This is a genomic window from Variovorax sp. V116 (assembly GCF_041154435.1).
Lineage (GTDB): Bacteria > Pseudomonadota > Gammaproteobacteria > Burkholderiales > Burkholderiaceae_C > Variovorax > Variovorax paradoxus.
Genome location: NZ_AP028661.1, coordinates 2,030,235 through 2,054,199, shown reverse-complemented (window position 1 = coordinate 2,054,199; position 23,965 = coordinate 2,030,235). Strand labels below are relative to the sequence as shown.

25 protein-coding genes and 1 tRNA gene are annotated in these 23,965 nt (G+C 67.6%); 9 read left to right on the top strand and 17 right to left on the bottom strand.

The window, feature by feature from the left end:
- Nucleotides 1–21: 21 nt before the first annotated feature.
- The 7 genes from ACAM58_RS09715 to ACAM58_RS09685 all read right to left on the bottom strand — a co-directional run bounded on the left by ACAM58_RS09715 (nt 22) and on the right by ACAM58_RS09685 (nt 6,767).
- Nucleotides 22–351, bottom strand: coding sequence for a ferredoxin family protein (locus ACAM58_RS09715; RefSeq protein ID WP_027729420.1), 330 nt, complete (start codon nt 349–351; stop codon nt 22–24).
- Nucleotides 348–1,970 (bottom strand): FAD-dependent oxidoreductase, encoded by a 1,623-nt coding sequence (locus ACAM58_RS09710; protein ID WP_369664367.1) that lies wholly within the window; start codon nt 1,968–1,970, stop codon nt 348–350. The genes ACAM58_RS09715 and ACAM58_RS09710 overlap by 4 nt, the downstream gene beginning before the upstream one ends.
- A gap of 127 nt (nt 1,971–2,097) precedes the next feature.
- Nucleotides 2,098–4,062 carry a family 2A encapsulin nanocompartment cargo protein cysteine desulfurase gene (locus tag ACAM58_RS09705; protein WP_369664366.1) on the bottom strand — a complete coding sequence of 655 codons (1,965 nt, stop codon included), beginning with the start codon at nt 4,060–4,062 and terminating at the stop codon, nt 2,098–2,100.
- 6 nt (nt 4,063–4,068) lie between these two features.
- Nucleotides 4,069–5,001: a family 2A encapsulin nanocompartment shell protein gene (locus ACAM58_RS09700; protein ID WP_018902966.1), complete on the bottom strand. Its 933-nt coding sequence runs from the start codon at nt 4,999–5,001 to the stop codon at nt 4,069–4,071.
- A 59-nt stretch (nt 5,002–5,060) separates the two neighbouring features.
- Nucleotides 5,061–5,330, bottom strand: coding sequence for a helix-turn-helix domain-containing protein (locus tag ACAM58_RS09695; protein WP_012747027.1), 270 nt, complete (start codon nt 5,328–5,330; stop codon nt 5,061–5,063).
- A complete protein-coding gene (gene epsC / locus ACAM58_RS09690) occupies nt 5,327–6,241 on the bottom strand; it encodes a serine O-acetyltransferase EpsC (protein WP_369664365.1) in 915 nt (304 codons plus the stop codon). The genes ACAM58_RS09695 and epsC overlap by 4 nt, the downstream gene beginning before the upstream one ends.
- Before the next feature lie 40 nt (nt 6,242–6,281).
- Nucleotides 6,282–6,767: a rhodanese-like domain-containing protein gene (locus ACAM58_RS09685; protein WP_369664364.1), complete on the bottom strand. Its 486-nt coding sequence runs from the start codon at nt 6,765–6,767 to the stop codon at nt 6,282–6,284.
- Between the two features lie 296 nt (nt 6,768–7,063).
- Between ACAM58_RS09685 and ACAM58_RS09680 the strand changes: the two genes are divergently transcribed.
- From ACAM58_RS09680 to ACAM58_RS09650, 7 genes are all read left to right on the top strand, one after another.
- A complete protein-coding gene (locus ACAM58_RS09680) occupies nt 7,064–7,870 on the top strand; it encodes a transporter substrate-binding domain-containing protein (RefSeq protein WP_012747024.1) in 807 nt (268 codons plus the stop codon).
- 10 nt (nt 7,871–7,880) lie between these two features.
- Nucleotides 7,881–8,624: an amino acid ABC transporter permease gene (locus ACAM58_RS09675; RefSeq protein ID WP_369664363.1), complete on the top strand. Its 744-nt coding sequence runs from the start codon at nt 7,881–7,883 to the stop codon at nt 8,622–8,624.
- A complete protein-coding gene (locus ACAM58_RS09670) occupies nt 8,614–9,435 on the top strand; it encodes an amino acid ABC transporter permease (RefSeq protein WP_369664362.1) in 822 nt (273 codons plus the stop codon). Before ACAM58_RS09675 ends, ACAM58_RS09670 begins: the two co-directional genes overlap by 11 nt.
- On the top strand, nt 9,422–10,282 hold the full coding sequence (locus tag ACAM58_RS09665) for an amino acid ABC transporter ATP-binding protein (protein WP_012747022.1): 861 nt from the start codon (nt 9,422–9,424) through the stop codon (nt 10,280–10,282). The genes ACAM58_RS09670 and ACAM58_RS09665 overlap by 14 nt, the downstream gene beginning before the upstream one ends.
- Before the next feature lie 21 nt (nt 10,283–10,303).
- Entirely contained in the window at nt 10,304–10,942 is a 639-nt protein-coding gene (locus tag ACAM58_RS09660; RefSeq protein WP_369664361.1) for a cysteine dioxygenase, read from the top strand.
- Nucleotides 10,939–12,144, top strand: coding sequence for a cystathionine beta-lyase (metC, locus tag ACAM58_RS09655; RefSeq protein WP_369664360.1), 1,206 nt, complete (start codon nt 10,939–10,941; stop codon nt 12,142–12,144). Before ACAM58_RS09660 ends, metC begins: the two co-directional genes overlap by 4 nt.
- A gap of 123 nt (nt 12,145–12,267) precedes the next feature.
- A complete protein-coding gene (locus ACAM58_RS09650; RefSeq protein ID WP_018902975.1) occupies nt 12,268–13,215 on the top strand; it encodes a TRAP transporter substrate-binding protein in 948 nt (315 codons plus the stop codon).
- Nucleotides 13,216–13,232: 17 nt separating this feature from the next.
- Here ACAM58_RS09650 and ACAM58_RS09645 read toward each other — a convergent pair whose 3' ends face one another.
- Nucleotides 13,233–15,452, bottom strand: a complete 2,220-nt coding sequence (locus ACAM58_RS09645; protein WP_369664359.1) for a rhodanese-like domain-containing protein — start codon at nt 15,450–15,452, stop codon at nt 13,233–13,235.
- 186 nt (nt 15,453–15,638) lie between these two features.
- Between ACAM58_RS09645 and ACAM58_RS09640 the strand changes: the two genes are divergently transcribed.
- Nucleotides 15,639–16,607 (top strand): tripartite tricarboxylate transporter substrate binding protein, encoded by a 969-nt coding sequence (locus ACAM58_RS09640; protein WP_012747017.1) that lies wholly within the window; start codon nt 15,639–15,641, stop codon nt 16,605–16,607.
- Nucleotides 16,608–16,636: 29 nt separating this feature from the next.
- Here ACAM58_RS09640 and ACAM58_RS09635 read toward each other — a convergent pair whose 3' ends face one another.
- On the bottom strand, nt 16,637–17,038 hold the full coding sequence (locus ACAM58_RS09635) for a hypothetical protein (RefSeq protein ID WP_150106756.1): 402 nt from the start codon (nt 17,036–17,038) through the stop codon (nt 16,637–16,639).
- Between the two features lie 187 nt (nt 17,039–17,225).
- A complete protein-coding gene (locus ACAM58_RS09630; RefSeq protein ID WP_012747015.1) occupies nt 17,226–17,774 on the bottom strand; it encodes an XRE family transcriptional regulator in 549 nt (182 codons plus the stop codon).
- Between the two features lie 243 nt (nt 17,775–18,017).
- Here ACAM58_RS09630 and ACAM58_RS09625 point away from each other — a divergent pair, with 243 nt between their 5' ends.
- Complete coding sequence (locus ACAM58_RS09625; protein WP_369664358.1) at nt 18,018–18,281, top strand: helix-turn-helix domain-containing protein; 264 nt, start codon at nt 18,018–18,020, stop codon at nt 18,279–18,281.
- Nucleotides 18,282–18,585: 304 nt separating this feature from the next.
- On the opposite strand, the gene ACAM58_RS09620 is transcribed toward ACAM58_RS09625, so the two are convergent.
- The 7 genes from ACAM58_RS09620 to rpmI all read right to left on the bottom strand — a co-directional run bounded on the left by ACAM58_RS09620 (nt 18,586) and on the right by rpmI (nt 23,872).
- A tRNA-Pro gene (locus tag ACAM58_RS09620) sits at nt 18,586–18,662 on the bottom strand.
- Nucleotides 18,663–18,688: 26 nt separating this feature from the next.
- Nucleotides 18,689–19,168 carry a MerR family transcriptional regulator gene (locus tag ACAM58_RS09615; protein ID WP_018902978.1) on the bottom strand — a complete coding sequence of 160 codons (480 nt, stop codon included), beginning with the start codon at nt 19,166–19,168 and terminating at the stop codon, nt 18,689–18,691.
- Between the two features lie 65 nt (nt 19,169–19,233).
- Nucleotides 19,234–19,605, bottom strand: a complete 372-nt coding sequence (locus tag ACAM58_RS09610) for an integration host factor subunit alpha (protein ID WP_012747012.1) — start codon at nt 19,603–19,605, stop codon at nt 19,234–19,236.
- A 5-nt stretch (nt 19,606–19,610) separates the two neighbouring features.
- The gene (gene pheT, locus ACAM58_RS09605) at nt 19,611–22,052 is read right to left on the bottom strand and encodes a phenylalanine--tRNA ligase subunit beta (protein ID WP_369664357.1); all 2,442 of its coding nucleotides are present in this window, start codon (nt 22,050–22,052) and stop codon (nt 19,611–19,613) included.
- Between the two features lie 42 nt (nt 22,053–22,094).
- Nucleotides 22,095–23,171 carry a phenylalanine--tRNA ligase subunit alpha gene (gene pheS / locus ACAM58_RS09600; RefSeq protein WP_062362120.1) on the bottom strand — a complete coding sequence of 359 codons (1,077 nt, stop codon included), beginning with the start codon at nt 23,169–23,171 and terminating at the stop codon, nt 22,095–22,097.
- Between the two features lie 113 nt (nt 23,172–23,284).
- Nucleotides 23,285–23,644 carry a 50S ribosomal protein L20 gene (rplT, locus tag ACAM58_RS09595; protein WP_012747009.1) on the bottom strand — a complete coding sequence of 120 codons (360 nt, stop codon included), beginning with the start codon at nt 23,642–23,644 and terminating at the stop codon, nt 23,285–23,287.
- A 24-nt stretch (nt 23,645–23,668) separates the two neighbouring features.
- On the bottom strand, nt 23,669–23,872 hold the full coding sequence (rpmI, locus tag ACAM58_RS09590) for a 50S ribosomal protein L35 (protein ID WP_007832497.1): 204 nt from the start codon (nt 23,870–23,872) through the stop codon (nt 23,669–23,671).
- Nucleotides 23,873–23,965 lie beyond the last annotated feature (93 nt).

Here is a 23,965-nt window from a genome sequence, read left to right as displayed (position 1 = left end):
GGAAGGAAGAAAAAAAAGGGCTCAGTGCGCCCGCCGCAGGAGCTCGAAGCTCGCATCGGCCGAAGCGGTCGACTGCCGGCCGCGGCCCCAGCCGATGGCACTGCGGTAGCTGCCCATCAGGGCCGCGGCCGCGGCATCGCGCTCCTCGGCGGTGGCACTGCGGTCGGCAATGGGCGCGACGTAGAGCGCATCCTCGGGGCAGTACAGCTCGCACATGAAGCAGGTCTGGCAGTCGTCCTGCCGGGCGATGCGCGGCGGGCCGCCCGGCACCGCCTCGAACACGTTGGTCGGGCAGGCGTTCACGCAGATGTTGCAGCCGGTGCAGCGCTCGGCGCTGATGACTTCGATCATGCGGCCACCTCGTCCTGCACGGCATGGCGCTGCACCCAGACCTCGTCGAGCCCGCCGCTGAGCAGCCGGTGGCGCTGCGCCGGGTCGGCCGCACCGTGTTCGCGCCGGCGGTGCATGCCGCGCGTTTCGGTGCGCTGCAAGGCGCTGCGATACATCCAGCGCGAGGTGGCCAGCATGGCGGCGGCTTCGCGTGCGCGAACAGCCTCTGTCGCCGTGGCAGCCGGCGCGCTGGTGCGCAGGCGGGTCCAGAGGGCATCGAGCCGTGCGAGTGAATCGCGCAGCGCATCGCCTTCGCGGAACCAGTTGCGCTCGTAAGGGAAGACTTCCGCCTGGACGGCGCGAATCACTTCCTGGCTGTCGAAGGCCGCGGCGCCGCGCGTGGAAAGCGCCACGCCGCCGGCGCGCAAGGCCGTGCGGCTGGAACCCACGGCGCGCGCGTCGCGTCCGAAGGCCGCCGCGCCTGCGCCGGCCCAGAAGCCGGAGGACAGGGCCCAGGCCGCGTTGTGGCTGCCGCCGCCCGTGAAGCCGCCGCAGATCAGCTCGCGCGTTGCCGCATCCCCCGCGGCGTAGAGGCCGGGCACGGAGGTGGCGCAGCTGTCGTCCACCAGGTGCAGGCCGCCCGTGCCGCGCACCGTGCCTTCGAGCCGCAGCGTCACCGGAAAGTGCTGCGTGAACGGATCGATGCCCTGGCGGTCGAAGGAGACGAAGAAGTTGGGCTGCGCCGTGCGCATCCATGCGCGGATCTGCGCGTCGGCGCGGTCGAGGCAGGCGAACACCGGTTGCGATTGCAGCGTCTGCGCGATGACGCCGCGCCCTTTGGAGGAGCCCGCACCTTCGATGGCCGTGCCGTCGGCCGTGTAGAAAGTCGCCCAGTTGTAGAACAGCGACTTGGTGACCGACGAGAAGGCCGGCCCCAGTCCGTAGGCGTTCGAGAACTCCATGCCCGACAGCGCCGCGCCGACCTCGGCCGCCATCAGCTGGCCGTCGCCGGTGAGCACATTGCAGCCGAGCGCCCGGCTCAGGAAGGCACAACCGCCGGTGGCGATGACGACCGCGCCGGCACGCACCACCCAGGTGCTGCCGCTTTGGCGGTTCACGCCGGTGGCGCCGCAGACAGTGCCGTGCTCGTCCACCAGCAATTCCAGCGCCGGGCTGTGGTCGAGGATGCGCGCGCCCGCTTCCTTCACCCGCTTGCGCATCAGCCGCATGTATTCGGGCCCTTGCAGCGAAGTGCAGCGCAGCGCGCCCTGGTCGTCGGCGGGGAACGGATAGCCCCAGTCCTTGAGCCGCTCGACGTTGGCCCAGGTCTGCTCGAGCACCCGGTCCATCCAGGCATGCTCGGCGAGATGGCCGCCCATGGCAAGCCGGCTGGCCTTGGCCTCTTCGCGCGCCGAGCCGTCCGGTGGCACATGCCACAGGCCGGTGCCCGAGGGCGCGGTGGCGCCCGAGGTGCCGCAGAAGCCCTTGTCGGCCAGCAGCACGCGCGCGCCCTGCGCGGCCGCGCTCACCGCGGCCCATGCGCCCGCCGGGCCGCCGCCGATCACCAGGACATCGGCCTGATGCCTGTCGGAGCCGTCGCTCCCCGAAAGAAGCTGCCGCTCGAAATCTGTCGCGCCCATGGTTGGTTGCCTCGCAATGCAAAGAAGGCGACCGTATCAACGGCCGCCTGCGTGCACAACGAAGAAAAGCAGGGATCGATATGCGCCCGGTGCACGAAGCCGCCGAGCCGGCCCGGCACCCCGGCGTTCAGCCGCGCCGCTGCCCTGCCAACCGCCGCACCACCGACACCAGCCGGTCGATCTCGTCGAAGGTGTTGTAGAAGGCCAGCGACGGCCGCACGGTGGTCTCGACGCCGAAGCGACGCAGGATCGGCTGTGCGCAATGGTGGCCCGTGCGCACGGCAATGCCTTCGTCGTTGAGCGCATGGCCCACCTCCTCGGTGGTGTAGCCGTCGAGCACGAAGGACATCACGCTGGCCTTGTCGGCCGCCGTGCCGATCAGCCGCACACCCGGAATCGCGCCGAGCTGCGCCATGCCGTACACGAGCAGGTCGTGCTCGTAGCGCGCGATGTTCTCGATGCCTACCTTGTTCACGTAGTCGATGGCCGCGCCCAGCCCCACGGCATCGGCAATGTTGCCGGTGCCGGCCTCGAACTTGTTCGGGATCGGCTGGAACACGGTCTTCTCGAAAGTGACGTCGGCAATCATGTTGCCGCCGCCCTGCCAGGGCGGCATGTCCTCGAGCACTTCGCGCCTGCCCCACACCACGCCGATGCCGGTCGGGCCGAACACCTTGTGGCCGGAGAACACGAAGAAGTCGGCGCCGATGTCCTGCACATCGACCCGCATGTGCGAGACCGATTGCGCGCCGTCGACCAGCGCCTTGGCGCCCGCGCGGTGCGCCAGCTCGACGATCTCCTTCACCGGCACCACGGTGCCCAGCGCGTTCGAGACCTGCGTGACGGCGACGATCTTCGTGCGGTCGTTCAGCAGCTTGCGGTATTCATCGAGCAGCACCTGGCCCGAATCGTCCACCGGGATCACGCGCAGCTTCGCGCCCTTGGCGGCGGCGAGCTGCTGCCACGGCACGATGTTGGCGTGGTGCTCGAGATTGGAGACGATGATCTCGTCGCCCTCGCCCACATGCTGCCCGCCCCAGCTCTTGGCCACGAGGTTGATGGCCTCGGTGGTGCCGCGCACGAAGATCACTTCTTCGACCCCGGGTGCGTTGATGAACTTTCGCACGCGCTCGCGTGCGCCTTCGTAGGCATCGGTGGCGCGCGCGGCCAGTTCATGCGCCGCGCGGTGGATGTTGGAGTTCTCGTGTTCGTAGAAGTACGCGATGCGGTCGATGACCGATTGCGGCTTGTGCGTGGTGGCTGCGTTGTCGAACCACACGAGCTGCCGGCCGTTCACGCGCTCCTGCAGGATCGGGAAGTCGCGCCGTACGGCATGGATGTCGAACGGCGGATGCCGGCCGCTGCCCGCGAGCGGCACCGCATCGGGCCCGCGCGGATCGGGCTTGGCCGGCGTGACGAAGCCATTGGGCAGGCGCACCGCGTCGACGAAGTAGAACTGCGGCTTCTCACTCCCTTGCATCCGGGATTGGCTCCCTCGCCCCTCCGGGGAGAGGGTGGGGGTGAGGGGCTGCGGCGATGGAACGCCAGCAAGTGGTTGAACGCTCCCGCCCTCACCCCAGCCCTCTCCCGCAAGCGGGAGAGGGGGCAAGACCTGCCCAGGGGGCGAGATGGCGGGGATCGTGCCACCGGATGGATGGCCGTAACCGTCGCTCAAGAAGTAGAACGGCGAGGCCGCGGCCTGCGGCGCCACGGGCGCACCGATTTGCTGCGGCACGCCCTGCACCACGCCGCCCGAACGCGGCTCGAAGGCCGGCGCCACCGACAGCACCGTGTCGGGCACGCCATTGCCCGCCACCGCGTGCGGCGCCAGCGCCGGCGCGCGATTCGCGAGCGAAGGCAGCTGCGTGGGCGATGCCGGCAGCAGGTTGGCGCCCGGAATCTGCCCCTGCGGAATCGGCGTGCCGGGCACGCTGGGCCCGAAGCCCGCGGGGCTCGCCAGCGGCGACCCCGGGGGCGCGATGTTGGCAGGAAACTGCGCGCCCGGCGGTGCGGAGAACATGGCGCTCGCCATGCGTGCGAGAACGGCCGGATCGAACGGCGCCTCGCCTGGAATCGAGGGTGTGCTGCTCACCGCGGCTTACTTGTAGGTGTCGGGATAGTCGTGGTACTTGCCGATCTCGACGTCGTCGAGCACGGCCAGCGCGTCGGTGGTCAGCACCGCCAGCGAGCAGTACAGCGAGATCAGGTACGACGCGATCGCATGGTTGTTGATGCCCATGAACCGCACCGACAGGCCCGGCCCCTGCTCGCCCGACAGCCCCGGCTGGAACAGCCCCACCACGCCCTGGCGCTTGTCGCCCACGCGCAGCAGCAGGATCTTGCTCTTGCCGTCGGCCACGGGCACCTTGTTCGACGGAATCAGCGGAATGCCGCGCCAGGTGATGAACTGCGAACCGAACAGGCTCACCGTCGGCGGCGGCGTGCCGCGGCGCGTGGCCTCGCGGCCGAAGGCGGCAATGGCCAGCGGGTGCGTGAGGAAGAAGGCGGGCTCCTTCCACACCTTGGTCAGCAGCTCGTCGAGATCGTCGGGCGTGGGCGCGCCGGTCAGCGGGAAGATGCGCTGCTCTTCGCTCACCTGGGCCAGCAGGCCGTAGTCGGGGTTGTTGATGAGCTCGCTCTCCTGGTTCTCCTTGATCGTTTCGATCGTGAGGCGCAACTGCTCCTTGATCTGGTCGTGCGGACTGCTGTAGAGGTCGGAGATGCGCGTGTGCACGTCGAGCACGGTGCTCACGGCATTGAGGTAGTGCTCGCGCGGGTTCTCCTCGTAGTCGACGAAGGTGCGCGGCAGCTGGTTCTCTTCTTCGCGCGAGGTGCAGGTGACCTTGATCGATTCGGGGTTCCTGACCTTGTTGACGCGGTAGATGCCCGCCTCCACCGGCACCCATTGCAGGAGGTGCGTCAGCCAGCGCGGGCTGATGGTCTCCAGCTGCGGGACTGTCTTGGTGGCGTTGGCCAGCTGGCGGGCGGCGTTGTCGCCAAGGGCGGTGATACCACCGACTGTTGCGCTCATGAATCAAGGCTCCGTATTGGGAAGGTGGCCGCAAGTGTCAGGCGGCCTGGGGTTTTCCCTCAACAGGCTATAGCCGCCAAGTTGATCCTGCGCACAAGACGCGATTGCTCCAGCTGCTCGCAGCGCAGCAGCAGGCCCACCATGTTGATGTCCAGCGCCGCGGCCAGCTTGTGCGCCGTGACGATCGACGGGATGACGCGTCCGCGCTCCACCTCGCCGACATAGGAGCGGTTCAGGTCGGCGCGCTCGGCCAGCGCCTCCTGCGACCAGCCCTTGCCTTCGCGCAGCTGGCGGATGGTCACGCCGAAGTCTTCGACGAAATCCTTCATGCGCCCGCTCCCTGCGGCGCGTTCTGCAGGCTGGCCTGCGTGACGCTCGCGCCCGCGGGCACATCGTCCGTGATCCACACATTGCCGCCGATGACCGCGCCCTTGCCCAGCGTCACGCGCCCGAGGATGGTGGCGCCGGCATAGATCACCACGTCGTCCTCCACCACCGGGTGGCGCGGCAGGCCCTTCTGCAGGTTGCCCTCGGCATCGGTCGGAAAGCGCTTGGCCCCCAGCGTCACGGCCTGGTACAGGCGCACGCGCTTGCCGATGACCGCCGTCTCGCCGATGACGACGCCCGTGCCGTGATCGATGAAGAAGCCCGCATCGATCTGCGCGCCGGGGTGGATGTCGATGCCGGTCTGCGCATGCGCGAGCTCGGCCACGATGCGCGCCAGCAGCGGCAATTCAAGCTTGTAGAGCTCGTGCGCCAGCCGGTGGTGGATCATCGCGAGCACGCCGGGGTAGCACAGCAGCACCTCGTCCACGCTGCGCGCGGCCGGGTCGCCCTGGTAGGCCGCGAGCACGTCGGTGTCGAGCAGGCGGCGCAGCTGCGGCAGTGCACCCGCGAAACGGCGCACCGCATCGGTCGCAGCATCGTCGATCTCGCCCGGAGAACGCGGCTCGTGGCGGGCGTTGAATTCGAGCTCGAGGCGTGCTTGTGTCAGCAGGGCCTGCAAAGCGGAATCGAGCGAGTGGCCGACGTAGAAGTCTTCGCTCTCGTGGCGCAGGTCGGGCGGGCCGAGCCGCATCGGAAACAGCGCGCCCTTGAGCGATTCGATGATCTGCGCGAGCGCATCGCGCGACGGAAACTCGCGTGCGCCGGGCTCGCGCGAGCGCCGCTGTGAATCGCGCCATTCGTCGCGCACGCCATGCAGCGCGCGCACGATGCCGCCCACCTCGAAATGAGCCATGTGGTTGTTCTCCCTGGAAAGGAATGCTGGAACGCTGCCGTCAATCCTGCACCCACGGCAGGCCGTGGAAGCGCCAGCCGTCCGAGGCGCCGCGGTGCTGGCGTGCGTCGATCTCGCCCTCGAAGCCTTCGAGCACGTTGAACACGTGCGTGAAGCCGGCCTTGGCGGCCGCTTCCGCCGCGAGTGCCGAGCGCTTGCCGCTGCGGCACAGCAGCAGCGCCACCGCGTCCTTGCCGCCGTGCTTCGCCAGCCTGGCCTCGAGCTCGCGCACGAAGCGCGGATTGCGCGTGAGCGCCGTGCCGGTCGCCCAGGCCACGTGCAGGCTCTCGGGCACATGGCCCACGAACTTGCGCTCTTCGCCCGAGCGCACATCCACCAGCACGGCCCGGCCGCCCTGCACCAGCGCCCACGCGACGGGCGGCGTCACGCCGCCGGCATAGGGCCATCCCGCATCGGCCGCACGAATGCGCGCTTCCTCCAGGGAGGGTGGCAAGAGGGCGAGGTCTTCTTCAACTTCCACTGACATGCGCTTGGGCTCCTGTGCGTTGCTTCTTCATTCGCCATCCGGCTTGGTGGCGATGGCCATCACTCTAGGAGCGGGGCGATGAAGTTCAAACAACCGAAAAGTCGATTCCAAACAACCAAATGGTCTAACGGCCCGATCCGTCTTCGCACGAAAAAACGCATATCGATAGTCGAAGGCATTCGTTGCGGCGGCGGACGCGGCCTCGCAAGATCGCCGGCTCTCTCTCCGCCCGATTCCTTCGCTCTTCCCATTCGATGACCTCCCGCCTCCGACCCACCCCCCTCTTCTCTTCCCGCATGGCCATCGCACTGGCCGCGGTTCTGGGCCTGGGCGCAGCTGCGGCGCACGCCGACGCCACGCTCGATCGCATCAAGCAGCGCGGCAAGGTGGCCATCGGTGTGGTGGTGGGCGGCGGTCCCTTCGGCTCGATCGATCCGGCCACGCAGCAGTTGGTGGGCTGGAACCCCGACCTGGCGCGTGATCTTGCAAAGCAGCTCGGCGCCGAGGCCGAGCTGGTGCAGGTGCAGCCTTCGAACCGCGTGCAGTTCCTGCAGTCGGGCAAGGTCGACCTGCTGATCGCCTCGATGGAATACAACGCCGACCGCGGCGAAATCCTGGGCCATGCGCCCACGCCCTTCTACCGCGTGGGCGGCACCGCCGCGGTACTCAAGACCAGCGGCATCGCCAAGTGGGAAGACCTGCGCGGCAAGGTGGTCTGCGCCTCCCAGGGCAGCAGCTACGTGAAGCCGCTGCAGGAACAATACGGCGCGCAGGTGCGCGGCTTCAAGACCTCTGCGGAATCGCTGCTCGCGCTGCGCGGCGGCAACTGCGTGGCGGCCGTGCACGACGCCACGCTGATCCAGCCGCTCCTGCGCAACAACGCCGAATGGGCCGCCTACGCGGCGCCGATCCGCGACGAGATATTGCCCGCGCCCTCGGTGGTGTGGACCCGCAAGGGCGAGGCCGACACCATCGCCGCCGTCGACAAGGTCGTGCAGCAATGGCACCGCAGCGGCTGGCTGATTGCCACCGAAAAGCGCAACGGCATCGAGCCGCCGCAGCCGCTGCTGACCGAACTGCAGGCCAGGTTCAAGGCGCCCTGATGAGCGTCGGATGAGCGAAGCACTGCTCGCGCAGGCCGTGGCCGCCCTCAAGACGGTGGGGCTGAACTACGCCTTCGTGCTCGACCTGGGCGAGCGCAGCGCCTTCCTGCGCGGACTCGGCGTCACGCTGCAGCTCTGCCTGCTGACCATTCCCGCAAGCCTTGCGGCCGGCGTGCTGATCGCATCGGCGCTGACGTCGGGCCGTGCCTGGCTGGTGCAGCCGGCGCGCGCCTTCGTCGAGCTCACGCGCAACACGCCCACGCTGGTGCAGCTGTACTGCGCGTTCCTCGTGCTCAACATGCTGATCACGCAGCACGTGAAGCTGCCCGGCGGCAATCCGCTCACGCCCTTCGTGTGGGTGGTGATCGTGGTGTCGCTGCACAAGGGCGTGTTCCATGCCGAGGCGCTGCGCGCGGGCATCGAGGCCGTGCCGCGCGTCACGCTGGAGGCGGCGCGTTCGCTCGGCTTCTCGCAGCGCCAGCTGCTGTGGCGCGTGGAGCTGCCGCTTGCGCTGCGCTTCGCACTGCCCTCGCTGGTGAACAACCTGGTCGACCTGGTCAAGATGACCGCGGTGGCCTCGGCCATTGCGGTGGGCGACGTGACCTATGAATCGATCATGATCTGGACGCAGCGCGACAACGTGCTCGAACTGCTGTTGCTGATCCTGGTCTTCTTCGGCCTCTTGACCTGGCTCGTGAGCCTGGCGGGCCGCTGGCTCGAGGAACGACTGAGGATGCCCGGCTATGGCCAGTGAGATCGCGCTTCCTCAAGGCAGCGCCCCTGCCATCGCCGCGGACGCCGGTACGCCCGCGTGGCGCAGGCCGTGGGCCCTGGCCGCGTGGGCCGCCTTGGCGCTCGTGGCTTTCTGGGCCGCCACCGGCACCACGCCCACGGCCTTCGTCCATCTCTGGACATGGCTGCCCGCACTGCTGCGCGGCCTTCTGGCGAACATCGAGATCAGCGTGCTCGCGATGGCGCTGGGCACGCTGGCCGGGCTGCTGGTCGGGGCCGTGTCGCTCTCGCCGCTGCGGGTGCTGCGCGTCGCCGCGCGCTGGTATGTGCAGGTCTTTCGCAATGCGCCCGTGCTGGTGCTGGTCTATTTCACGACCTATGTGTTCCCGTTCGAGCTGCACCTGGTGTCGTGGACTCTCCCTTTCCCCGACTGGATCAAGGTGGTGCTGGGCCTGGCACTGCCGGCCAGCGCGAACGTGGCGGAGATTTTCCGCGGTGCGATCCAGTCGATCCCGAGCGCGCAGTGGGAGGCCGCGCAATCGCTGGCCTTCAGGCGCAGCGAGATCTTTCGCCTGATCGTGCTGCCGCAGTGCCTGCGCCGCATGCTGCCGCCGTGGATGAACCTCTATGCCAGCATCACCATGAGCACGGCGCTGGCCTCGCTGGTGGGCGTGCACGACGTGGTCGACACGGCACAGATCGCGAGCAACACGGTGGCGCGCACCGACTTCACCATCCTTGTCTATTTCACGCTGCTGGGCTTGTTCTTCGCCTGCTGCTATCCGATCGCGCGCGCCACCCGCGCGCTGGAGCGTCGCCATGACCGCCACTGATACAACCGGCTCCACGTCTGCTGCGCAAGAAGCCCCGCTCGTAACGCTCGGCGATGTGCACCTGCGCTTCGGCGCCAACGAGGTGCTCAAGGGCATCGACCTGGAGGTGCGGCGCGGCGAGGCCGTGTCCATCATCGGCCCCTCGGGATCGGGCAAGTCGACCATCCTGCGCTGCATCACCGGCCTGCTGCGGCCGCAGCGCGGCGCGATCCGCGTGGGCGACACGCAGGTGGACGCGCTGCGCTCCGAGGCCGAGCTGATCGCGCTGCGCAAGCGCGTGGGCTTCGTGTTCCAGCAGTACAACCTGTTCCCGCACCTCACCGTGCTGGAAAACCTGGTGATCGCGCCCACGCGCGTGGCGGGCCGCGACCGCGCCGCGGCACAGCGCGAAGCGCGTGCGCTGCTCGACAAGGTGAGGCTGTCGCACAAGGAGGCCGCCTATCCCGGTGAGCTTTCCGGCGGGCAGCAGCAGCGCGTTGCCATTGCGCGGGCACTGGCGATGCGGCCCGAGCTGATGCTGTTCGACGAGGTGACCTCGGCCCTCGACCCCGAGACCGTCGGCGAGGTGCTGACCGTGATCCGCGACCTGGTGCAGGAAGGCCTGACCTGCGTGCTGGTGACGCACGAGATGCGCTTTGCCGAGGAGATCAGCGACCAGGTGTATTTCACCGAGGCCGGGGTCATCGTCGAGCACGGTCCTGCGCCGCGCATCTTCGGCCAGCCCGAAAGCGAGCGCACCCGCGCCTTCCTGCGCCGCGCGCTCGGCGAAGGCGCGCGCACGGCGCCTGCACGGCCCGCTCCCCTTCCTGAAGCGCTGCCCTTCGAGCGGCTGCGCTTTGCGCTCTGAACCCACCACTGCCCTCAAGCCATGACCACCACCCACAGCCTCTCCGGCACTGCATTGGCCGCCCGGCGCCGCGTCGCCGTCGACCAGGCACTGACCGATATCCGCGGCATCGCGAGCACGCAGCCCTTCGACCGCACCGTTCTTGCGCGCATCACGGCGCGCCTCGAAAAGCTCGCGCAGCAGACCGAGCTTTTCACCCGCACCGACTTTCCGCCGCCGGCCGCCACGGAAGGCGTGGGCGCCTCCACGCGCTACCGCCTGAACCCCGAGGACGGCGACGACGACATCGCGCTCTACCTGAACTCCATCAACCCGGGCAAGACCTCGATCCCGCACAACCACACGACCTGGGCGGCCATCGTGGCCGTCGAAGGGCAGGAGGAGAACCGCATCTACCGCCGCACCGACGATGGCCGCGACCCGGCCGTGGCCCGGCTGGAGCTCGACCGCGAAGTGACGGTTCAGCCCGGCACGCCGATCGCCTTCCTGCCCGACGACCTGCACAGCATCCACGTGATCGGCAACGAGCCCACGCTGCACTTCCACCTGTATGGCCGTCCGCTCGAAACGCTCTCGCAGCGCATCGGCGTGAACCTGGAGACTGGCGCGATCGTCAACTACAACGCCACGCAGCTCAAGCCGGGCAAGGCGGTGGCATGACCGCGGCACCTCCCCGAAAGCGCCTGCATTCCGCCACCCGGCTGCTGCATGCGGGCGCCCCCGCGCTGCGCGACGGCGCGGGGCCGGTCAACGTGCCCGTGGTGCGAACCAGCACCGTGCGCTTCGAGAACACGGCCGCCCAGGCCGACCATCACCACCGCCGCACGGCGGGCGAACGCGTGGCCTCCTATGGCCGCCATGGCCTGGACACCCACCGCGCGCTCGAAGACGCGGTGGTCGGCCTCGAGGGCGGGCACCGCGCCTTCCTCACGCCCTCGGGGCTGTCGGCGATCACGCTGGTGCTGCTCGCACTGCTTTCGCCCGGCGACCACGCGCTGGTGGCCGATGGCGTGTATGCACCGCTGCGCCGGGTCGACAGCACGCTGCTGCAGCGCCTGGGCATCACGGTCGAGTATTTCTCGCCCACGCACGACGACCTCGCCAGCCGGCTGCGGCCGAACACGCGCCTGCTGTACCTCGAGTCGCCGAGCTCGCTGCTCTACGAGGTGCTGGACGTGCCCGCGCTGAGCGCCGTCGCACGCGACCGCGGCGTGACCGTGGCCACCGACAACACCTGGAGCGGCGGCTGGTTCCATCAGCCGCTGGCGCTGGGCGCCAACATCTCGATCCAGGCGGCCACCAAGTACATCTCTGGCCATTCCGACCTGATGCAGGGCATCGTGGTGGTCGACAGTCCTGCGCTGGCCGCCAAACTCTCGACCGCCTACGAGGCGCTCGGCCTCACCATCGGCGCCGACGATGCCTACCTCGCCCTGCGCGGCCTGCGCACGCTGCCGGTTCGGCTGGCACAGCACCAGCGCAATGCCACCGCCGTGGCCGAGTTCCTGCAGCAGCAGCCGCAGGTGTCGCGCGTCTTCTACCCGGCGCTGCCCACCGACCCCGGCCATGCACTGTGGAAGCGCGATTTCAACGGCGCGAGCGGCCTGGTCTCCTTCGAATTCCGCCATGCCACGCCGGCCGCTGCCAATGCCTTCGTCGATGCGCTCAGACTGTTCGGCATCGGTGCCTCGTGGGGCGGCTACGAAAGCCTGGCGTTGGCCGCCCAGCCCGAAAGGCTGCGCGAGCACAGGCAGTGGACCGGCGATGCGCCCGTGGTGCGGCTGCACATCGGGCTCGAGGATCCGCGGGACCTGATCGCCGACCTGGCGCAAGCCTTCGCTGACGCTGCGCCGGCACTTTGAACACAGGCAAAAAGTAGTTTCAACCTGACTGGATGTTCAGGTTTTCCAGGCCTCCCGCTGTTATTCTGCGCAACATATTTGTTAGCGAAAGTATTCATGCGCGCTGGATCCTGGAGTTTTGCATTGACCATCCTCTGCTTGGGAAACCTTGCTGCCGAAGCTCAAACACCATTGCGCGCCTGGAACACCCACCCCGACGGCTACCCGGTCACGGAGGCCATGAAAAGCTTCATCCAGGAAGTGGACGCGGCAACCAAGGGCAAATACAAGATCGAGCTTTTCTCCAACGCCGTGCTGGGCGACCAGGGCAAGGCCGTCGCCATGCTCAAGGCCGGCGAGATCGACGTGGCCGAGTTCAATTCGGCGCCGCTGTCCGAGGCCGCGCCGGGGCTCAAGGCATTCAATCTCCCGTTCCTGTTCCACGACTCTGCGCACATGTTCCGGTATCTGGATGGCGAGATGGGCACGCGCCTGGCGGAGACGCTGAAGGCTTCGGGCTACGTGGTGCTGGGCTGGTACGACGGCGGTGCGCGTTCGTTCTACTGCGCCAACAAGCCGGTGACGAAGCGCGAGGATCTGGTGGGGCAAAGAATCCGGGTGCAGCAATCGGAGGTGTACATCGAGATGGTCAAGCTGCTGGGTGCCACCCCGGTGGTCGTGCCCTACAAGGAAGTGCTCGATGGATTCCAGAAGGGAACGATCGACTGCGCCGAAGGCAACATGGCCTCGTACGAAGCCACCGGGCACTACAAGGTGGCCAAGTACATGCTGCTGGACAGCCACATGATTTCTCCCGAGGCACTGGTTGTCTCCAGCAAGCTGTGGAACCGGCTCAGCGCCGAGGAGCGCACCGTGTTCCAGAAGGCCGGTAAAAAATCGGCGGTCCTGATGCGCGAGCTGTGGGAGAAACGAAGCATCGCGGCGCGTGCCGCGGTAGCCAAGGACGGCGTCCAGTTTGCCAACGTGCAGGACTTTTCTCCCTACATCCGGAAGATGTCGCCGCTCTATACCAAGTACATGACCGACCCGGCCACCCGAGCCGAATTGTTCGCCATCGTCGGGAACCAGTAAGCGCTGCCCGGCCCCGTTCAGGCCGAGGCCGGCTCGACAAGGCGGATGCCCACGTCGCCCTCGCGCTCGAGCTGCGCCACCAGGCCCACCTCCCAATCCAGGTACTGCTTGAAGCCGGCGTCGCGCCTGGCAAGGTCGGCGTGTGCGTAGGGGCTGTGCCCATGGTCGTCGTCGCCCGTCAGCACGCCCTCGGGCCCGCTGCCCGTGGGCAGCCGCGCGGCGGCCCAGGCCTGCGTGCCGCCCGCGAGCGCGTGGACCTCGCGGCCGATGCGCGCACCCAACTCCGCGGCCACGATGCGCGCGAGCACGCCGTCCGACGAGGTGAGCACGATTTGCTGCGATGCAGGCAGGTCGGCGATGAACTCCTGCAGCCGGTCGGGTACCGCGAAGCGCGCGCCTGCGACATGCCGGCGCTCGTAGGCCGAGCGGCGCTCCACGTCGAACACCACCGCCGTGCCGGCCTCGAGCGCGGCAGCGGCTTCGCGCGGCGCGATCTGCGGTGTGCCCGTGCGCAGCTGCAGCACGCGCACGGCTTCGGGGCCGAGCACCAGCACCGGCAAGGCCGGCGGTGAAAGCACGAACACCTCGTGGCCGCCCAATTGCGCGAGCCATGCGCCGGTGGTCAGCGCGCGCACGCCGTCCCAGTCGGCCAGCACGATGCGTGCGCCGCGGGTGCCCACGTATTCGTCGGTGGCCTGCACCAGCTGGCCGCCGGGCGCCCAGCGCCAGCCTTCGAGATGGCCGGCCTCGTATTCCTGGCGCGTGCGCACGTCGAAGCGGTAGAGCGAGCGCTCGCCGGCCTCGGCTTCGAAGCGCGCCAAGGTGGCTGTGTCGATGCGGCGCACGCCTGCGCGCGCCGCCACGCTCTCGGCTCGGGCGCGGGCCTGCTGCCGCGCGTGCGCGTCCGGCTCGGGCAGCGGCGCCGCGCGGCCATGGCTGAGCTTGCGGCCCGCCAGCAGCCAGGCCATGGTGCCGTCCTTGAGCGAGACCACCGGGTTGGGAATGCCCGCGTCGATGAGCGTCTGCGCGCCCACGATGCTGCGCGTGCGGCCGGCGCAGTTGACCACCACCAGCGTCTCGGGCCGGGGCGCGAGCGCCTGGATGCGGTAGACCAGCTCGGCACCCGGCAGGCTGTGGGCGAACGGCAGGCTGAAGTCGGCAAACTCCTCGGGCGTGCGGCTGTCGACCACCACGATGTCGTCGCCGCGCTCCACGCGCTCGTGCAGTTCGTCGACCGAGATCCACGGCGTGTGCTTCCGGTGCTCGATGACTTCGCCGAAGGCCTTGCTCGGCACGTTGCTGCCGCTGAAGAGTTCATAGCCCGCGGCGGCCCACCCTTGCGTGCCGCCGGCCAGCACCGACACGTTGCGCCAGCCCAGGCGCACGAGCTTGGCGGCGGCCTGGTGCGCGAGCGATTCGTCGGCATCGGCCAGCACGATGCGGGTGCTGCGGCGCGGCACGAGGCGGTCGATCAGCACTTCCAGCCGCCACAGCGGCGCCGAGGCCGCAAGCAGGATGTGGCTGCGCACGAAGACGCCGGCCTCGCGCACGTCGAGCAGCGCGATCTCCTCGCCATCGGCCAGCGCGGCCTTCAGTGCCTGCGGCGTGATCGCCGGATGGCGGATGTTCTTCGGCGCCGCGAATTGGCGATAGCTGCCGCCCGCCGCGCCTTCGAACACCACGCGCTTGTCGAGCAGCTCGAGCGCGCGGCCGTAGAAGTGCAGGTGGCGCCCGTCCTGGCCGCCGACCAGCTCGATGGTGTGCACATCGTCGGGCAGCAGCACGACGACGCTTCCGGCAGCGACGTCGACGGTGCGCTGGTGTACCAGCGCATCGCGTGCGGGATCGCCCGTCTTCTCGCGGCGATAGAGCTCGTTGCGTTCGCTGCCCTCCACGCCGGCGATCACCGCCCAGGTCGTGTGGTCGTGCGGCGGCTGGGCCTTGCCTGCCACGCCGGCCGACAGGTACAGCGCGAAGCCGCCGTCGGTGTCCTCGGCCAGCCGGTAGACCTGCGCGGGGTGCTCGGCATCGACCGGGAAGTGAGCGGCCGGAAACAGTGCGCGGCGCTGCCCCAGCCGGACCAGCGCATCGGCCACGGGCTGCAGCGTGTCGTGGGAGGCGGCTGCGCCGGGAAGCAGCAGGCTTCGGACCTGCGCGAGGAAGGCTTCGACGGCGCGCGCGCGTTCACTGGCAACATCGTTTCCCGCGGTTTCGACAGACAGTTCGCTCAGGCTCATGGGGGGCGGCTTTCAGGCAAGAGAAGACAACAGGGCTGCGGACAGCCTACGCAGCAGGCCGCGCGCTCCCAACGAAGTTTTTCTTCTACGCATATCCGGATTGCTTCGTTGGCCGGCGCCGGGCGCGCCTCTAGATTGCGCCACCTGATGCAAATATTCTTCCTACCCCGCGTCCCACGTCGCGCCATGCTGCTGAGCGCGCTCGCATTTGCAGCCCTTCTTCACCCGTTCACCGCCGCCGCCGCCGACGAGGCGGCCGGATTCCCTTCGAAACCGGTACACATCGTGGTGCCCGTGGCCGCAGGCGGCAGCGCCGACAAGCTCACGCGCCTCATCGCCGAACGCCTGACCGAACGCTGGGGCCAGAACGTGGTGGTCGAGAACGTCGCGGGCGCCAGCGGCACCATCGGCGCCGCGCGCGTGGCCAAGGCCACGGCCGACGGCCACACGCTGCTGCAGCAGGGCGAGGGCCTGACGCTCAACGCCATTCTTTTCGAGCGCCTGCCCTACGACGGACAGAAGGCCTTCACGCCGGTGATCAAGGCGGTGGTCAATCCGCAGATCCTCGTGGTCAACCCGAAGACCGGCATCAACGACTTCCGCAGCTACCTGGCCCGCGCCAAGGCGCAGCCGCAGTCGATCAGCCTCGGCCTGCCGGGCAACGGCGGCATCGCGCACGTGGCGCACGAAATGATCGCGCAGGACACCGGCGCGCAGGTGAACTACATCCCCTACTCCGGCGGCGGCCCCGCGACCCTCGACGTGCTCGCGGGGCATGTGGACGCCACCCTGATCACGCTGGCCGCGGTGACCGACCATGTGCGCGCCGGCAAGCTGCGCGCGCTGGCCGTGACCACCGGCTACCGCTCGAGCGCCCTGCCCGACGTGCCGACCATGAGTGAAGCCGGCCTGCCCGGCTTTGCCGTGGAGAGCTGGCAGGGCTACTTCGCACCGGCCGGCACGCCCGCCGCAGTGGTGGCAAAGATCAACCGCGACATCCAGGCCGTGATCTCCGCGCCGGAAACCCAGGCGAAGCTGGAGGACATGGGCTTCAAGGTCGCAGGCGGCACGCCTTCCGACATGGCGCGCACGCTGTCGGCCGAACGATTGCGCTACGCGAAGACCATCCAGACGGCGGGCATCACGCTGCGCTGACAACACCGGCGTTGGCCTTGGCAACCAGCCTACCTGCTTGCGGTCAGGCGGACAGGAGGCTTTGTCCCCCCCACCTGGCGCCGGCAGTCGCCGGATTTCAGTGCATGCCCCTGGTCGCGATTCGCCAACTTCCCCAATGAAAAAGAGCGTCCGGAGGATGATTCCCGACGCGTGTGAAACCGATCGAAGATGCCTTGCAGCCCGCATGAGCACTGGCTTATGGAATGCTCCCGGTCCAAATCGGAGCTGTAGACCGCCTGCAGCTTGGCGAAGCGTTCCAGAGTGATATCTAGTTCTGCCGCCCGCGCGGTGAGTTCCTGGCGACGGTCAACTGCGGCACGCCGCTCGGCCGCGTTGTCATCCTGCACGGTCTGCAACTCGGCCGTGGTCATAGTCCCACTGGCTTCCATTTCCGCGAGCTGGGCGTCCACCTGCGTCCGGTCTGCCGGCGCGTCGCCCCCCATTTTCTGGGGCGGCAGCATCGACTACGTCGACTCGGCCGGCCCATCGCATCCCACGTGCGAAACCAGACGAGATGACGGTCGGCGGCGAAGCCTATCGGCGCGCGCATTGCATGCGCCCTATCAGTTGACGGTCAGGGAAATTGGCTCAGCAGGTTCAGCCACGCAATGTGAATACGACCGAGAGGTATGAGAGCGGCGTTTCAAGGATCGCTTCCACACCATGAGGCACGCTGGCCTCGAAAAGAAGCGAGTCGCCCTGCCCGACGTTCACGATCTTGCCGCCGTACCTGTACTGCGCGCGTCCCGAGATCACGTACAGGAACTTGATCCCCGGGTGCTGAAAACTGCTATAGGGCTCAGCCTGCGGCAGGAGCGTCACCAGATAGGGCTCAACGAACAAGTTGCCCGACAGCAAATGGCCAAGCAACTCATAGCGGTAGTCCTTCACCGCGCCAATACGGCCGACGACGATTCCGCGACCGGCCGGCACGAATGACCAGTCCGTACGGCGTGCGTGGTCGCAGAAGAATCGCGACAGCGGAACGTTCAGGCCGACAGCGATGCGGTTGAGTGTCTCCACGGAAGGAGACACGAGACCACGCTCGACGCGGGAAAGCAGCGAACCGGAGACGCCGCAACGGTGGGCCAGCTCGTTGCCGGAGATCCCGGCGGCCATCCGAAGCGCTTTTATCTGAAGCCCCAATTGCGCCGTGGACTCGCTCCGCGGAGGAACGGAAGGACGGCGGCGCGGGCGCGACAGCGCGACCGGGACGTGCGGCTTCCCTGCCGTTGGGAATGGCGAGGCTGGAGCTATCTTCCTCACGATAGCCAACGCACCCGGCGGGCAGGACAACTCGTCCGCGCATTCAGAGGGAAATTGGCGACTGTCTGCGGCATGGATTCAGCCCTCGAATCGTCCAAAAGTGATGATTAGTCTACATGATATGTGACGATAAGTCCGTGGTCAATTGGTCTACAAAGAAGCCCAATCGCGGCCGTGATTTCACTGTCCGTTCGATTCGGGAAACGTCTGCGGGAGCTCCGCAAAGAACGCGATCTTTCGCAAGAAGAATTCGCGGCTCACTGCGGCCTTGACCGTACCTACGTCAGTGGAATGGAACGCGGCGTGCGAAACCCCTCCCTCGCGGTGATCGAGACCCTGGCAGGCGCTTTGGGAATCCGCGTCGAGGAGTTGTTCAGAGGACTGTAGTTTCCAATGCGTCCGCCGCGCCCCGATGTACGCGCATAGGCTGCAGCGAGCAGCTCTCGAGGGTGGCTGTCTCACCTGCAAACGGTCGGCCGCATGCGCGTCGAGGGATTGGGCCCCGGGGACCGATGGGTCGCCACAACAGAGTAGCGGGCCACAGACTTCGGCATGAGGTGGCATTAGCCGATCGGCCAACGCCACTCTAGCTGCGCGGATCCACCGCATCAGGCAGTAGGCGGCAAGCAGGCGGACGCGGAAAAATGACGAAGGGGTTAGCAACTTCAACGCTGCTAACCCCTGTCAATATTGGTCGGTGTGAAAGGATTCGAACCTTCGACCCCTTGCACCCCATGCAAGTGCGCTACCAGGCTGCGCCACACACCGAAGCTCTCAATTATAGCCGGCTGAAATCACCGTCCGACGGTCAGCAGCTCACGAATTTCAAAAAGCTCGCGGCGCAGGTGCAGCAACTGCGACGGATCGACCGTGCGAGGCGCGGCCTTGGGCTCGGCCTCGGGGCCGGTCTTGTCTTCTTCCTGGTGGATGGCCGCATCGAATTCTTCCTGGTCGATCTCGACGGCCTCCATGCCCTCGAGCGGCACCACGCCGGCCTTGCGCCGGTCGCGTTCGCCCTGCACGAGTTCTTGCAGTTTGTTGCGCGCGCCGCTGATGGTGAAGCCCTGGTCGTAGAGCAGGTCGCGGATGCGGCGGATCATGAGCACCTCGTGATGCTGGTAGTAGCGCCGGTTGCCGCGCCGCTTCATGGGCCGCAGTTGCGTGAACTCCTGCTCCCAATAGCGCAGCACGTGCGGCTTGACGCCGCAAAGCTCGCCCACCTCACCAATGGTGAAGTAGCGTTTGACGGGAATGGGCGGGAGCGTTTTCTCCATTGAAATCAAGACCGTGCGCGGGAAACCTTAGAGATTACTCTACGCACGCGCCGGGCACCAAGCACTTATTCGGCGCCCAGGCTCCACTCGACCTCGGAAGTGCCGCTCTGCTCGATGCTTCCGTGGATTTGTTCCTTGAGCTTGGCGCTCGCATGGAAGGTGGCGACGCGGCGCTCGCCGATGGGAATGGCCTCGCCGGTGCGCGGGTTGCGGCCCGGCCGCGGTGCCTTCACGCGGATCTGGAAGTTGCCGAAGCCCGAGATCTTGACGTCGGTGCCCTCGATCAGGCTGTTGGCGATGAGGTCGAAAAACGCCTCGACCATGTCCTTGGATTCGCGCTTGTTGAGGCCGATCTGCTCGAACAGCAGGTCGGCCAGGTGCGCCTTGGTGAGTGCGGGCGTTTCGAGGGCTTCGAGCGTGAATTCCGCGGCGTTCATTCTCATCAACCTCTCAGGCGTGCGCCGAGTCTGGCGCTCAGTTGTTCGACGATGGCGCGCACGGCGGGTTCCACCTGCTCGTCGGTCAGCGTGGCGCTGTCGTCCTGGAAGCTCAGGCGCACCGCCATGCTTTTTTCCCCTTGCGCCAGGCCGCCGGATGCCGGCGCCGCGCCGTCGCGCGCGGGTTGCGGACGGTAGATGTCGAACAGCGTGGCGTCGCGCAGCAGCCCCTGCCCCGCTGCCGCCGATTGGATGGCCTGCATCAACGCATTGTGCGTGACGGCTTCGGCCACCACCACCGCAATGTCGCGCTCCACGGCCTGGTGCCTGGGCACCGGCCGCGCCACGGGCACGGGGCGCGCGGCGACGGCGTCGAGGTCGAGCTCGAACAGCACCGGCGCCAGCGCGAAGTCCCACTTCTGGCGCCAGCGCGGATGCAGTTCGCCGATGAAGCCGATGGCCTTGCCATCGACCAGCACGCGCGCCGAGCGGCCGGGGTGCAGGGCCGGATGCTCGGCCGGCTCGAAGCTGGCCACCCGCGGTGCGAGCAGCGCTTCGACGTCGCCCTTGGCATCGTAGAAGTCGACGCGCTGCGGCTTGCCGTCCCAGCGCGCTTCTTCCGCATCGCCCCAGGCCAGGCCGGCCACGCGCATGGGCTGGTCGACGCCACGCACGGTGCTGTCGGTGGTGGCCACGCTGTCGTCGCGCATGAACACGCGGCCCACTTCGAACACGCGCACGCGCGGCGCCTTGCGGTCGAGGTTGAACTTGAGCACCTGCAGCAGCGAGCCCAGCAGGGACGAGCGCATCACGCTCATCTGGCTGGCAATGGGGTTGAGGAGCCTCACCGGATTGGCATTGCCGGCCAGGTCCTGCTCCCAGTGCGCCTCGACAAAACTGAAGTTGATGGTTTCCTGGTAGCCGAGCGCAGCCAGGCTGCGGCGCACCGCGAAGCGGCTGCGCCGGGACTCGGGCCGCACGCGCGCGGTGATGGGCGCGAGCGGCGCGTTGGTCGGCAGGTTGTTGAAGCCGATCAGGCGCGCAACCTCTTCGATCAGGTCTTCCTCGATCAAGAGGTCGAAGCGGTGCGGCGGCGGCGTGACGGTCAAGGTGCCCTCGCCTTCGCGCAGCGCAAAGCCGAGGCGGCGCAGCGCATCGGCGCATTGCGCCTGCGTGAGCGGCATGCCGATGACACGTGCGGCACGCGCCACGCGCAGCGTGACGGGCAGGGCCTCGGGCACGTTCAGGATCTTGTCGTCCATGGCGCCGGCCTGGCCGCCGCAGATCTCGATGATGAGCTGCGTGATGCGCTCGATGATTTCCACCGTGCGGCTCGGATCGACGCCGCGCTCGTAGCGGTGCCCCGCATCGGTCGAGAAGTTGAAGCGGCGCGAGCGGCCCTGGACCGCTTCGGGCCACCAGAACGCGGCCTCCACGTAGATGTTGCGCGTGTCGTCGGACACCGAGGTGGCATCGCCGCCCATGATGCCGGCGAGCGATTCGACCGCCTGGTCGTCGGCGATCACGCCGACCTTGTCGTCCACGCTGATCGTGTTGCCGTTCAGCAGCTTGAGCTGCTCGCCCGCCTTGCCCCAGCGCACCGTGAGGCTGCCGTGGATCTTGTCGAGGTCGAAGATGTGGCTGGGCTGGCCGTACTCGAACATGACGTAGTTCGAGATGTCGACCAGCGGCGTCACGCTGCGCTGGCCGCAGCGCGCCAGGCGATCGACCATCCAGGCCGGCGTGGCCACCTGGGTGTTCACGCCGCGCACGATGCGGCCCGAAAAACGGCCGCAGAGCTCGGGCGCTTCCACCTTCACCGGCAGCACGTCGGCAAACGACGCAGCCACCGGCGCAATGGCGGGCGTCTTGAGCGGCGCACCGGTGAGTGCCGAGAGCTCGCGCGCCACGCCGTACACGCTCAGGCCGTGCGCGAGGTTGGGCGTGAGCTTGAGCGTGAGCAGCGCGTCGTCGAGCTTGAGCACGTCGCGCACATCGGCGCCAATGGGTGCGTCGGCATCGAGCTCGAGCAGGCCGCCGTGGTCTTCGCTGAGCTTGAGCTCGCGCGCCGAGCACAGCATGCCCTGGCTCTCGACGCCGCGCAGCTTGCCGAGCTTGATGAGAAAGGGCTTGCCGTCTTCACCGGGCGGCAGTTCGGCGCCGACCAGTGCGCAGGGCACCTTGATGCCGACGCGCGCATTGGGCGCACCGCACACGATATTGAGCAAGGCACCCTGCCCCGCGTCGACCTGGCACACGCGCAGGCGATCGGCGTTGGGGTGCTGCACGGCTTCCTTGATTTCGCCGACCACGATGCGGCTGAAGGGCGGCGCCACGGGGCGGCGCTCTTCGACCTCGAAGCCGCCCATGGTGAGCGTTTCGGCCAGCTCGGCGCTGCCAAGGGACGGATTGCAGAACTCGCGCAGCCAGGATTCCGGGAATTGCATCTCTTCGATCTCGTATTCGGTTTTGTTTCTATGGACGGGTGCTTACTGGAACTGCGAGAGAAAGCGCAAGTCGCCGTCGAAGAACAGCCGCAGGTCGTTCACGCCGTAGCGCAGCATGGTGAGCCGGTCGGGGCCCATGCCAAAGGCAAAGCCGATGTAGCGCTCGGGGTCCAGCCCCATGTTGCGCACCACGTTCGGATGCACCTGGCCCGAACCCGCCACTTCGAGCCAGCGGCCGGCCAGCGGGCCGCTCGCAAACTGGATGTCGATCTCGGCGCTGGGCTCGGTGAACGGGAAGAAGCTCGGGCGGAAACGCAGCACGAGGTCGTCGCTCTCGAAGAAGGTGCGGCAGAAGTCGGTGAACACGACCTTCAGATCCTTGAAGCTCACGTTCTCGCCGAGCCACAGGCCTTCGCACTGGTGGAACATCGGCGAGTGCGTGGCGTCGCTGTCGACGCGGTAGGTGCGGCCCGGCGCAATCACGCGGATCTCGGGCGCCTTGACGGTGCCGGTGGCGTCGGCCGCGGCCGCCGCGAATTCGGCGGCGTACTTCTTGATGTGCTGATGCGCATAGCGCACCTGCATCGGGCTGGTGTGCGGACGCAGGTTGTAGGGAATGCCGTCGTCGCCGTTGAGGTCGACGTAGAAGGTGTCCTGCATCGAGCGCGCCGGATGGTTCGGCGGGTTGTTGAGCGAGGTGAAGCTGTGCCAGTCGCTCTCGATCTCGGGGCCGTCGGCCACGTCGAAGCCCATGCTCGAGAAGATCTCCTCGATGCGCTCCAGCGTGCGGCTCACGGGATGCAGGCCGCCCGGAATGCGGCGGCGTCCGGGCAGGCTCACGTCGAGCGCCTCGGCGCGCAGCTGCAGCGAAAGCTCTTCGTCGGCGAGCTGCTGGCGGCGGTCGGTCAGCGCGGCTTCGATCGCCTGCTTGGCCACGTTGATGGCGGCGCCGCGCGACTTCTTCTCGTCGACGCTGAGCGCCGCCATGCCCTTCATCAGCTCGGTGATGCGGCCCGACTTGCCGAGGAACTGGGCCTTGGCGTTTTCGAGCTCGGCGGGCGTTTTCGCTTCGGCGAAGGCGGCGCGGGCGGTGGCGACAAGGGAGTCCAACTCGTTCATAGCAACAAAAATTAGGCGGGGAAATAAAAAAAGAGCTGGAGCCTTTTCAAGCGCCAGCCCTTGTGCCGTGGGCGCAGGAAGCCGCCCGAAGGCGGCACTCCTGCTGTGCAGAATCAAGCAGCCAGCTTGGCCTTGACCTGCTCCACGATGCCGGCAAAAGCGGCCTTGTCGTGCACTGCGATGTCCGCAAGCATCTTGCGGTCGATCTCGATCCCGGCCTTGCGGATGCCGTTTGCGAACTGGCTGTAGGTCAGGCCCAGTTCACGCGAGGCGGCGTTGATACGCGCGATCCACAGTTGACGGAAAACGCGCTTCTTGGTGCGGCGGTCACGGTAGGCGTATTGCCCAGCCTTCATCACCGCCTGTTTGGCGATGCGGAAGACATTGCCGCGGCGACCGCGGAAACCCTTGGCGAGTGCGAGAACTTTCTTGTGGCGGGCGCGAGCCGTTACACCACGTTTGACGCGAGGCATGTGTGTACTCCTTGTTCGTCTGAGTTAAATGCCACGGCCGGGCAGCATGGCGGCGACAGAAACCATGTTGGTTTCATGCACTGCGACTGCACCACGCAGGTGACGCTTGTTCTTGGTGGTCTTCTTCGTCAAGATGTGACGCTTGAAGGCTTGACCGCGCTTGACGGTGCCACCGGGACGAACGCGGAAACGTTTTTTCGCGCTGCTCTTGGTCTTCATTTTGGGCATGTGAATGCTCCTTTAGTTTGTGCTCGTGAGGCGCCGCGGATACTCCACGGACTTGTTGGCCCCGAGACACTTCTTTATCCCGCCGCTGCCTGC